Below are 11,768 nucleotides of genomic sequence, written 5' to 3'. Positions count from 1 at the left end.
CGGGGCCGCGGTCGCGCAGGCGGCGGCCCCCGCAGTCCTCGCAGAGGAAGGTCATCCATGAGCAGCGTGACGTTCGAGACCCAACGGACGGCTCTGGCCGACGTGGTCGCGATCCCGGTGACTCCGTTCGCCGAGGACGGCACCGTCGACCAGGGCGCCCACCGGGCCCTGCTGCGTCGGCTGCTCGACGGAGGGATCACCACCCTCACGCCCAACGGCAACACCGGCGAGTTCTACGCCCTCACCCCCGAGGAGCGGCGCCTGGTCACCGAGCTGACCATGGACGAGGTCGGCGACCGCGCCGTGGTCCTGGTCGGCGTCGGGCACGACATCCCCACCGCGGTCGCCTCCGCCGAGCACGCCCGCGCGGCCGGCGCCCGGATGGTGATGGTCCACCAGCCGGTCCACCCCTACGTCTCGCAGGGCGGCTGGGTCGACTACCACCGGGCCATCGCCGAGGCCGTGCCGGAGCTGGGCGTCGTGCCCTACATCCGCAACGCGCAGCTCTCCGGCGCCCGACTCGCCGAACTCGCCGACGACTGCCCGAACGTGATCGGCGTGAAGTACGCCGTCCCGGACGCGGCGCGCTTCGCCGCCTTCGCCCGCGACGCCGGCCTGGACCGCTTCGTCTGGGTGGCCGGACTCGCAGAGCCGTACGCCCCCTCGTACTTCTCGGCGGGCGCCACGGGCTTCACCTCGGGGCTCGTCAATGTCGCCCCGGCCGTCTCGCTGAACATGAGGGAAGCGCTTCGATCGGGCGACTACCCGGCCGCCATGAAGATCTGGGAGCAGATCCGCCGCTTCGAGGAGCTGCGCGCCGCGAACGGCTCCGCCGACAACGTGACCGTGGTCAAGGAGGCCCTCGCCTCGCTCGGCCTGTGCCGCCGGGACGTCCGGGCGCCCAGCAGGCGCCTGCCCGAGGACGAGCGGGCCGAGGTCGCCTCCATCGCTGCGGGGTGGTCGATATGACGAAGCCGGTCGACAACAGGCGGAAGCCGGAGGAACTCCGCAGCCACCAGTGGTACGGCAGCGGCGTCTCGTCGGGGCTGCGCGCCTTCAGCCACCGCGCCCGCACCCGCCAGCTCGGTTATCTGCCCGAGGAGCACCTGGGCAAGCCGGTCATCGCGATCCTGAACACCTGGTCGGACATCAACCCCTGCCATGTGCACCTGCGGGACCGCGCGCAGGCGGTCAAGCGGGGCGTGTGGCAGGCGGGCGGTTTCCCGCTGGAGTTCCCGGTCTCCACCCTCTCGGAGACCTTCCAGAAGCCGACCCCGATGCTCTACCGCAACATGCTCGCGATGGAGACCGAGGAGCTGCTCCGCTCGTACCCGGTCGACGGGGCCGTACTGATGGGCGGCTGCGACAAGTCCACGCCCGCCCTGCTGATGGGTGCCGCCAGCGTCGACCTGCCGACGGTGTTCGTGCCCGCCGGGCCCATGCTGCCGGGGCACTGGCGCAACGAGGTCCTCGGCTCCGGCACCGACATGTGGAAGTACTGGGACGACCGGCGCGCCGGGCTCATCGGCGACTGCGAGATGACCGAACTGGAGTCCGGTCTCGCCCGTTCGCCCGGTCACTGCATGACGATGGGCACGGCCTCCACGCTCACCGCCGCCGCCGAGGCCCTCGGGGTCACGGTCCCCGGCGCGTCGAGCATCCCGGCCGTCGACTCCGGGCACGACCGGATGGCCGCCAGGTCCGGGCTGCGGATCGTCGAACTGGTCCACAAGGACCGCACGTTGAGCGACATCCTCACCGCCGACGCCTTCGAGGACGCCGTCACCACCGTCCTCGGGCTCGGCGGCTCCACCAACGCGGTCATCCACCTCATCGCCATGGCCGGCCGCGCGGGCGTCAACCTCACCCTGGACGACTTCGACCGCATCGCCCGCACCGTCCCGGTGCTGGCCGACGTCCGGCCCGGCGGTCGGACGTACCTGATGGAGGACTTCCACTTCGCGGGAGGTCTGCCCGGGTTCCTCTCCCGGATCACCGACCTGCTGCACCTGGACCGGCCGACCGTCTCCCACGACACGCTGCGCGAGCAGCTCGACGGCGCGCTCGTCCACAACGACGCCGTGATCCGCACCCGCGAGAACCCGGTCGCCGCCGAGGGCGGGGTCGCCGTCCTGCGCGGCAACCTCTGTCCGGACGGAGCGGTCATCAAGCACATAGCCGCCGAGCGCCACCTGCTCAAGCACACCGGTCCCGCGGTCGTCTTCGACGACTACCGGACCATGCAGCGCACCATCAACGACCCGTCGCTCGGCATCACCGCCGACAGCGTCCTCGTCCTGCGCAACTCCGGACCCAAGGGCGGCCCCGGCATGCCCGAGTACGGGATGCTGCCCATCCCCGACCACCTGCTGAAGCAGGGCGTACGGGACATGGTGCGGATCTCCGACGCCCGGATGAGCGGCACGAGTTACGGCGCCTGCGTGCTGCACGTCGCACCGGAGTCGTACATCGGGGGCCCGCTCGCCCTGGTCCGCACCGGCGACCCGATCACGCTCGACGTCGAGGCGCGCACCCTCCATCTCCACGTGGACGACGAGGAGCTGGAGCGCCGCCGAGCGGAGTGGACCGAGCCGCCCACCCGCTACGAACGCGGCTACGGCGCCCTCTACAACGACCAGATCACCCAGGCCGACACCGGCTGCGACTTCGAGTTCCTGGCCAGACCGGGCAAGGTCCCGGACCCCTACGCGGGCTGACCGCTCCGACACCGGGCGCCGCCACAAGGGGCACGGGGAACTGCGCGACAAGCCCCGAAGCACCCGCAGACGCCACCCCACAGCAAGCCGCACCCCGTTCCGCGAACCACCCGCCTCTGCCCAGCGAGAAAGCGCTTCCTGCACCCCACGCGCAACGACGCACCACGACGTGCAACGACGCACCCAGAAACGGAGCCCCAGTCATGGCCCAAGCCGCAGCCGTGGCGAAACCGCCCGCGCCACCCCGGCGGAGCCGTGCGCGCCGTGCCTCCGCGACCCCGCGCAGGCTGCCCTATCTGCTGATCGCCCCGGCCGCCCTGCTCATGCTGGGCTTCATCGCCTACCCGGTCGTCAGCGTCTTCTACTACAGCCTGCAGCACTACAACCCCACCAAGCCCTGGCGGAACGGCTTCGCCGGCTTCGACAACTTCGTCCACGCCTTCACCGAGGACCCGCTGTTCTGGGACACCCTCGTCTTCAGCGCCAAGTGGGTCGTCGTCGAGGTCGGGCTCCAGCTGCTGTTCGGTCTCGCGCTCGCGCTGATCGTCAACCAGACGTTCGTCGGCCGGGCCCTCGGCCGCGCGCTCGTCTTCTCGCCGTGGGCCGTCTCCGGCGTCCTCACCTCCGCGATCTGGGTGCTCCTCTACAACTCCCAGACGGGCATCACCCGTTACCTCGCGGACCTCGGCATCGGCGAGTACGGCACCAGCTGGCTCTCCGACACCTCCACCGTCTTCTCGGCGGTGGTCGTCGCCGACCTGTGGCGCGGTGTCCCCTTCTTCGCGATCCTCATCCTCGCCGACCTCCAGTCCATCTCGAAGGACCTCTACGAGGCCGCCGAGGTCGACGGCGCGAGCCGCGTCCGGCAGTTCTTCCACATCACGCTGCCGCACCTCAAGGACGCGATCATCCTCTCCACGCTGCTGCGCGCGGTGTGGGAGTTCAACAACGTCGACCTCCTCTACACCCTGACCGGCGGCGGACCCGCGGGGGAGACCACCACCCTCCCGCTGTACATCGCCAACACCTCGGTCGACGCCCACAACTTCGGCTACGCGTCCGCCCTGACCACGGTCGCGTTCGTGATCCTGCTCTTCTGCTCGATGGTCTATCTGCGGCTGAGCAAGTTCGGAGGCGAGTCCAAGTGATCACCAAGGACGCCGAGAAGGTCGCTCCGCCGATGGCGGTGCCGGCGGCCGAGGAGCCCCCGCAGCGGCCCCGCAAGCAGCAGCGTGCCTGGGACGAGGTGCCCCGCTGGCAGATCTATCTGCCCCTGTCGGTCTACCTCGTCTTCACCCTCGTCCCCTTCTACTGGATCCTGCTGTTCGCGCTCCGCAAGCCGGGCTCGACCTCGCTCGTGCCGTGGCCCATCACGTTCGAGCACTTCGAGAAGGTGTGGAACGAGCGCAGCTTCGGGGTCTACTTCCAGAACAGCGTGCTCGTCGGGGTCGTCACCCTGCTGATGACCACGCTCGTCGCCCTCGCCGGCGGCTACGCCCTCGCCCGCTTCGACTTCAAGATCAAGCGCGGCTTCATGCTGGCGCTGCTGTGCTCCCAGTTCGTCCCGGGCGCGCTGCTCCTCGTCCCGCTGTTCCAGATCTTCGCCGAGCTGCGGATGATCAACTCGCTCGGCAGCGTCATCCTCGCCGAGACGGTCTTCCAGCTGCCGCTGTCGATCATCCTGATCAGCAACTTCATCAAGAACGTGCCGTATTCGCTGGAGGAGGCGGCCTGGGTCGACGGCTGCAACCGGTTCACCGCGTTCCGGGTGGTCGTACTGCCGCTGCTGCGGCCCGGTCTGATCGCCGTCGGCTCCTTCGCCTTCGTGCACTCCTGGAACCACTTCCTGTTCGCGCTGATGTTCCTCAGCAACCAGGAGAAGCAGACCATCCCGGTCGGCCTGAACACCCTGCTCAGCGCCGACAGCGTCGACCTGGGCGCGCTCGCCGCCGGCGGCATCATCGCCGCCGTCCCGGTCGTCATCGTGTTCGCCTTCATCCAGAAGTGGCTGATCACCGGCTTCAGCGCGGGGGCGGTGAAGGGATGAGTCACCGCAGGAGAGGTCTCTCCCTCGTCGCGCTCGCCGGGATGCTGGGCCTCGCGCTCAGCACCCCGGCGGGGGCGGAGCCCCGCGACGTCGGGCGCGACATCAGCAGGGACATCAGCAGGGACACGCTCGCCGCGGACGACGGCTGGGCCGCGGCCGACGGCGGGACCACGGGGGGTGTCACCGCCGACGCCGCCCACGTCCACACCGTGCGCGACCGGAGCGAGCTGGTCCGGGCGCTCGACGGCGGCAGCGACACCCCCAAGATCATCCGGATCGCGGGGACCGTCGACGCCAACACCGGTGACGACGGCGAGAAGCTCGACTGCGACGACTACGCCACCGGCGGCTACGAGCTGAGGAAGTACCTCGCCGCGTACGACCCGCGCACCTGGGGCTCGGCCAGGCCGAGCGGCGCGCAGGAGGAGGCCCGCCAGGCGTCGGCCGCGAAGCAGGCCGAACGGATCGAGCTGCCCGTCGGCTCCCACACCACGATCGTCGGCCTCAAGGGCGCGGTGCTCAAGGGGGCCAGCCTCCAGCTCAGAGGCTCCGACAATGTGATCATCCGCAATCTGGAACTCCGCGACGCCTACGACTGCTTCCCCGTCTGGCAGCCCAACACCGGTGGCCTCGGCGACTGGAAGACCGCCTACGACAACATCTGGCTGCGCGGCGCCACCCACGTCTGGATCGACCACGTCACGATCTCCGACCAGGGCCACCCCGACGAGGACGAGCCCACCCACTTCGGCCGCAACCACCTCCGGCACGACGGCCTGCTCGACATCACCAACGCCTCCGACCTGGTCACCGTCTCCTGGAGCCGGTTCGCCGACCACGACAAGGGCCTCCTGATCGGCAACGGTGACACCGCCACGGGCGACCGGGGCAAACTGCGCGTCACCCTGCACCACAACCAGTTCGAGAACGTCGTCCAGCGCGCGCCCCGCGTCCGCTTCGGGCAGGTGCACCTCTACAACAACCGCTACGTCGTCCCGGCCGACGCCCACGACTACCGCTACTCGCTGGGCATCTCCACCGAGTCCGCCGTGTACGCCGAGAACAACGCGTTCACCACGCCGGGCCACGTCGAGGTCGCCGACCTGGTCAAGAGCTGGAACGGCACCGCGCTCCACCAGACGGGCACCCTCTTCAACGGCTATCCGGTGGATCTCCTCGCCATCCACAACGCCTACAACTCCGGCAGCGAGCGCGATCTGGCGGCCGACGTCGGCTGGACGCCTACCCTGCACCAGAAGATCGACAGCGCCGTGAGGGCCGACCGAGAGGTGGCGCGCGGCGCGGGCGCAGGGAGGCTCCGATGAACCACACCACCGCACACGACACCCCGGTCCCGCTCGTCCTCGCGGGCGCCCGCGGCCACGGCCGCTGGCACCTGGAGAACATCCGCCGTCTGGCGGACAAGGGGATCGTGCGCCTCGCCGGCGTCTGCGAGCTGACCCCGCTCACCGTGGACGAGCTCCCGGACGGCCTCGGCACCCCCGAGCAGTCCGCCGACTTCGGCGCGCTCCTCGACTCCACCGGCGCCGCGATCGCCGTGATCTGCACCCCGATCCCGACCCACACCGACCTGGCGCTGGCGGCGGCGCAGCGGGGCGTGCACATCCTGCTGGAGAAGCCCCCGGCCCCGTCGTACGCCGAGTTCCGCCGGATGGCGGACGGGGTGGCCGCCGCCGGAGTCGTCTGCCAGATCGGCTTCCAGTCGCTGGGCTCGCACGCGGTGCCCGCGATCCGGAAGATGATCGCGGACGGACTGATCGGCGAGGTCACCGGCATCGGCGGCGCCGGCGCCTGGGCCCGCGCCGAGGCGTACTACCAGCGGGCGCCCTGGGCGGGCAAGCGCCGTCTGAACGGTGTCGACGTGATCGACGGGGCGCTCACCAACCCCCTCGCGCACGCCGTCGCCACCGGGCTCGCGCTCGGCGGCGCGGGCCGCGCCGAGGACGTCGCCGCCATCGAGACCGAACTGCTGCGGGCCAACGACATCGAGTCCGACGACACCTCCTGCGTGCGGATCACCACCGCCCGCGGCGGCCGGATCACCGTCGCGGCCACACTGTGCGCGGAGAACCCCGGCGAGCCGTACAACGTCGTCCACGGCACCAGCGGGCGGATCACCTTCTGGTACAAGCAGGACCGCGTGCTCGTCCAGCGGGCCGGACACGGCCCCGAGGAGATCGAGTACGGGCGCACCGACCTGCTGGAGAACCTGGTCGACCATCTCGTCGACGGCGCCGACCTGCTGGTCCCGCCGGAGACCACCGGCGCGTTCATGAAGGTCGTCGAGGCGATCCGCACCGCCCCCGACCCTCGCGCGCTCCCGGCCGACGCCTGGCACCGGCTGCCCGAGGAGGACCGCCGGGTCGTCGACGGCATCGACGCCCTGGTCACGGCCGCCGCCGACGACCTCGCCCTCTACTCCGAACTGGGCGCCCGCTGGGCGCTCCCCGAGCCACCGGCGAACGAGGTGAGTACCTGATGACGAACGACGAGTCCCTCGTCCTGCGGGTGGCGGGACGCCCGGTGGGCCGGTACCACGCCCGGCCCGAGGTGCCGACCCGCCTCTCGCCCCGCCCCTACCTCCACCCCGTCACCACCCTGTCCGGTACGGCGGTCACCGAGCTGAGCCCCGCCGACCACCTCCACCACCTCGGCGTCGGTGTCGCCGTTCCCGACGTCGAGGGGCACAACTTCTGGGGCGGGCGGACCTACGTCCGCGACCGGGGCCCCACCGAGCTCGACAACCACGGCTCCCAGCGCCACGTCGCCTTCCAGCTGCGCGACCCCGACGGCTTCGTCGAGGAACTGCGCTGGGTGGCGTCCGGCACCGAGCTGCTGCGCGAGCGCCGTACCGTCGCGGCCACCGAACTGACCGACAGCGCCTGGGCGTTGGACTTCACCTTCTCGCTCACCAACACCACCGGCGCGCCCGTCTCGATCGGCAGCCCCGCCACCAACGGACGCCCCGGCGCCGCGTACGGCGGGTTCTTCTGGCGGGCCCGCAAGGAGGCCCGGACCCCGCGGGTGTTCACCGCCGACGCCGAGGGCGAGACCGACGTCCACGGCACCCGCGCCGACTGGCTCGCCCTCGCCGGCGACACCTGGACACTCGTCTTCGCGGGGGCCACCGCCACCACCCGCCGCGACCCCTGGTTCGTCCGCGCCGACGAGTACCCGGGCGTCGGCTCGTCGCTCGCCCCCACCGAACGCCTGACCGTCGAGCCCGGCGGGACCGCCGTACGCCGGGTCGTCACCGTTGTCGCCGACGGCACCCTCGACCGCGGCGAGGCGGCGGCCCTGGTCCGCAAGGCGGTGAGCCCGTGACGACCTCCGTGAGCGCGCCCGCCTTCTCCGCCGACCGGGGCGACGGCACCTACCGCAACCCCGTGCTCGACGCCGACTGGTCCGACCCCGATGTCCTGCGCGTGGCCGACGACTTCTATATGACGGCCTCCAGTTTCGGCCGGGTCCCGGGACTTCCCCTGCTCCACTCCCGGGACCTGGTCAACTGGACGCTCGTCGGCCACGCGCTGCACCTCCTCGAACCCGCGAGCGAGTTCCGGGCGCCCCGCCACGACTGCGGGGTGTGGGCGCCCTCGCTGCGGCACTTCGACGACCGGTTCTGGATCTTCTGGGGCGACCCCGACCAGGGCGTCTTCCAGGTCAACGCCCCCGAGATCCGCGGCCCGTGGACCCGACCGCACCTGGTCAAGGAGGGCAAGGGGCTCATCGACCCGTGTCCGCTGTGGGACGAGGAGACCGGCGAGGCGTACCTCGTGCACGCCTGGGCCAAGTCCCGCTCCGGGGTCAAGAACCGGCTCACCGGGCATCGGATGCGGCCCGACGGCACCGGACTGCTCGACGGGGGCAAGGTGATCGTCGACGCGGACCGGCTGCCCGGCTGGTTCACCCTGGAGGGCCCCAAGCTCTACCGGCACGACGGCTGGTTCTGGATCCTCGCCCCGGCCGGGGGAGTGGAGACCGGCTGGCAGGGCGCCTTCCGCTCCCGCGACTTCTTCGGCCCCTACGAGGAGCGCGTCGTGCTGGAACAGCACGACACCGACGTGAACGGCCCCCACCAGGGCGGCTGGGTGCGCACGGCGGCCGGCGAGGACTGGTTCCTGCACTTCCAGCAGCGGGGCGCCTACGGCAGGGTCGTCCACCTCCAGCCGATGCGCTGGGACGCCGACGGCTGGCCCGTGCTCGGCGACGAGGGCGCCCCCGTGGCCGTGCACCCCAAGCCGGCGCTGCCCCCGCAGCCGCCCGCCGCGCCGGCCACCGACGACGACTTCCCCGGCGGCCGCTTCGGACGCCAGTGGCAGTGGACCGCGAACCCGCAGGACGGCTGGGCCACCCAGCACTCCGGCGACGGGCTGCGGCTCACGTGCGTGCGCTCCGTGCACGCGCACGACCTGCGGAAACTGGCGAATGTGCTCACACAGCGGCTGCCGGGGATCCCCACCGTGACCGAGGTGGAGCTGCGCCTCGACAGCGAGGAGCCCAGGGCGCGCGCCGGGCTCGCCGTGCTCGGTGACGCCTTCCGCTGGATCGGGCTCCAGCGGGACGCCGACGGGAGCGTGCGTCTCGTCCACCGGTTCGCCGAGACGGTCGCCGAGCGAGAGCGGGACGCGGCTCCGCCGTGCCCGGCGCCCGACGGGCGTGCCCGGTTGCGCATCGAGACGCGCGCCGGGGCACGCTGCCACTTCTCCTACGACGTGGGGGAGGGGTGGCACTCCTCCGGCCAGGTCTTCGCCGCCACGCCCTGGCGCTGGGTCGGCGCCCTGCTCGGCCTCTTCGCGGTCGCGCCCACCGGCGCGGGACACGCCGGGGCGGCCACCTTCACCACCTTCAGGATCACCCCCTCCTCGTAGTCCGTACGCCTGTTGGGAGCCGCAATGACGCACCTCCGTAGCAAGCGCTTGCCGACCTGGTCGGGGGCGAGCCCGGGTGTCGGCCGGACCTTGGTGGCGGTCGCCGCCCTGCTGGGCTCGCTCGGCCTCGGAGCCGTCGGTGAGGCCGAGGCCGAGGCCGCCACCGAGGTCCGTGGCGCGCCCCGCAGCTGGAGCGACCGTCCCCACGGTTTCGCCTCCCTCGACGGCGGTACCACCGGTGGTGCCGGCGGCAAGGTCGTCACCGTCACCGATCAGGCCGCGCTGGTGAAGTACGCCTCCGCCGACGAGCCGTACGTCATCCGCGTCAAGGGCTCGATCGACGTCGACCCGTTCGGCTCGGACGTCGTCGTGACCTCGAACAAGACCCTGATCGGCGTCGGTGACACCGGCGAGATCGTCCACGGGGAACTCCATCTGAACCCCGGCACCAGCAATGTGATCATCCGTAACCTGACGGTCCGTGACAGCTATGTCGAGGGCGACTGGGACGGCAAGACCACCGACTTCGACGCGATCCAGATGGACTCCGCCGACCATGTCTGGATCGACCACAACCGCTTCGAGCACATGGGTGACGGGCTGCTCGACATCCGCAAGGACAGCCGGTACATCACCGTCTCCCACAACCAGTTCAAGAACCACAACAAGGCGTTCGGCATCGGCTGGACCAGCAATGTCCTGACCGAGATCACCATCGACCACAACTGGTTCACCGGCACCAAGCAGCGCAACCCGTCCGCCGACAACTGCGCCTACGCGCACCTCTACAACAACTACCTGTCGGCACAGGTGTCCGACGGCGATCCCACGTGGACGTACGGGAACTGGGCGCGCGGCCGCACCCGGATGGTCATCGAGAACAGCTACTACAAGGACGTCCAGCACCCCTACCAGGCCGACGCCACCGCAGAACTCGTGCAGCGCGGCTCGATCCTGAGGAACGTCACCGGACGCCGGGACACCCGGGGTGCGGCCTTCGACCCGAGGGACCTCTACGCCTACCGGCTCGACCCGGCCGCCGCCGTGCCCGCGCTGGTCACACGGTTCTCCGGCCCGCAGAAGAACATCGGCACGAACACCGTGCTGGACGTTCCCGCCGCCTACCCGACCGTGCAGGCCGCCGTGGACGCGGTGCCCGCCGGCAACGACGGCACCGTCACCATCCGCATCGCGCCCGGCACCTACCGCGCGAAGGTCCTCGTCCCCGCGAACAAGCCGCATCTGGTGCTGCGGGGGACCGGACTGCACCGCTCGGACACCGTCATCGTCCACGACACGCCCGCCGAGTACGGCGGCTCCAACGGCAGCGCCACCGTGCGGATCCTCGCCAGTGACGTGACCGCCCGCAACCTCACCTTCAGCAACGACTTCGACGAGGCCGCGCACGAGCTGAAGGGCGAGCAGGCCCTGGCGATGAAGACGACGGGCGACCGGATCGTCTTCGAGAACACGGCCTTCCTCGGCAATCAGGACACCCTGATGACCGACAGCCCCAAGCTGGACGTCATCAGCCGGGTCTACATCCGCGACTCGTACATCGAGGGCGATGTCGACTTCCTCTACGGCCGCGCCACGACCGTCGTCGAGCGGTCCGTCATCAAGGCGCTCAGCCGGGGCTCCACCAGCAACAACGGCTACATCACGGCGGCCTCGACCTGGAAGGACAACCCGTACGGCTTCCTGATCACCCGGTCGAAGGTGATCAGCGACGCTCCCGCCGGGTCGTTCCACCTGGGCCGGCCGTGGCATCCGGGCGGCGAGCCGGACGCCGTCGCCCAGGTGCTGTTCCGCGACACCGAGCTGCCCGCCGCGATCAAGTCGTCGCCGTGGACCGACATGAGCGGCTTCTCGTGGAAGGACGCCCGGTTCACGGAGTACCGCACCTACGGGCCGGGCGCCGGCGTCACCGCCGACCGCCCGCAGCTCCCGGCGGCCGACGCCCCCACCCGCACCGTCGCCGTCTACCTCGCCGGGACGGACGGCTGGGCGCCGCACCTGCGGCGCGCCGGCCGCTGAACCACGCCCCGGCGGCAGCACCAGCCCCCCCCACACCTTCATCACCCTCGTTGGATCCAGAAGAGAGAGCCGTTC

At 71.1% G+C, this 11,768-nt stretch carries 9 protein-coding genes; all 9 read left to right on the top strand.

Annotated elements, in window-relative coordinates:
• Positions 1-57 precede the first annotated feature (57 nt).
• Positions 58-969, top strand: a complete 912-nt coding sequence (locus tag AOK15_RS09865; protein WP_055514920.1) for a dihydrodipicolinate synthase family protein — start codon at positions 58-60, stop codon at positions 967-969.
• Positions 966-2,717: an L-arabinonate dehydratase gene (gene araD, locus AOK15_RS09860; RefSeq protein WP_055514918.1), complete on the top strand. Its 1,752-nt coding sequence runs from the start codon at positions 966-968 to the stop codon at positions 2,715-2,717. The genes AOK15_RS09865 and araD overlap by 4 nt, the downstream gene beginning before the upstream one ends.
• A 203-nt stretch (positions 2,718-2,920) precedes the next feature.
• Positions 2,921-3,865, top strand: a complete 945-nt coding sequence (locus AOK15_RS09855) for a carbohydrate ABC transporter permease (RefSeq protein WP_055514917.1) — start codon at positions 2,921-2,923, stop codon at positions 3,863-3,865.
• On the top strand, positions 3,862-4,764 hold the full coding sequence (locus tag AOK15_RS09850) for a carbohydrate ABC transporter permease (protein WP_055514915.1): 903 nt from the start codon (positions 3,862-3,864) through the stop codon (positions 4,762-4,764). Before AOK15_RS09855 ends, AOK15_RS09850 begins: the two co-directional genes overlap by 4 nt.
• Complete coding sequence (locus tag AOK15_RS09845; protein WP_055514913.1) at positions 4,761-6,089, top strand: pectate lyase family protein; 1,329 nt, start codon at positions 4,761-4,763, stop codon at positions 6,087-6,089. Before AOK15_RS09850 ends, AOK15_RS09845 begins: the two co-directional genes overlap by 4 nt.
• Positions 6,086-7,264, top strand: a complete 1,179-nt coding sequence (locus tag AOK15_RS09840; RefSeq protein ID WP_055514911.1) for a Gfo/Idh/MocA family protein — start codon at positions 6,086-6,088, stop codon at positions 7,262-7,264. Before AOK15_RS09845 ends, AOK15_RS09840 begins: the two co-directional genes overlap by 4 nt.
• Positions 7,264-8,109, top strand: a complete 846-nt coding sequence (locus tag AOK15_RS09835) for a DUF6807 domain-containing protein (protein ID WP_055514909.1) — start codon at positions 7,264-7,266, stop codon at positions 8,107-8,109. The genes AOK15_RS09840 and AOK15_RS09835 overlap by 1 nt, the downstream gene beginning before the upstream one ends.
• Complete coding sequence (locus tag AOK15_RS09830; RefSeq protein WP_079058391.1) at positions 8,106-9,656, top strand: glycoside hydrolase family 43 protein; 1,551 nt, start codon at positions 8,106-8,108, stop codon at positions 9,654-9,656. The genes AOK15_RS09835 and AOK15_RS09830 overlap by 4 nt, the downstream gene beginning before the upstream one ends.
• 24 nt (positions 9,657-9,680) lie before the next feature.
• The gene (locus AOK15_RS09825) at positions 9,681-11,693 is read left to right on the top strand and encodes a pectinesterase family protein (protein ID WP_055514907.1); all 2,013 of its coding nucleotides are present in this window, start codon (positions 9,681-9,683) and stop codon (positions 11,691-11,693) included.
• The last annotated feature ends 75 nt before the right edge of the window (positions 11,694-11,768 follow it).

Source organism: Streptomyces ossamyceticus, from assembly GCF_001418475.1.
Lineage (GTDB): Bacteria > Actinomycetota > Actinomycetes > Streptomycetales > Streptomycetaceae > Streptomyces > Streptomyces ossamyceticus.
This window is presented reverse-complemented; position numbering and strand designations above follow the sequence as displayed.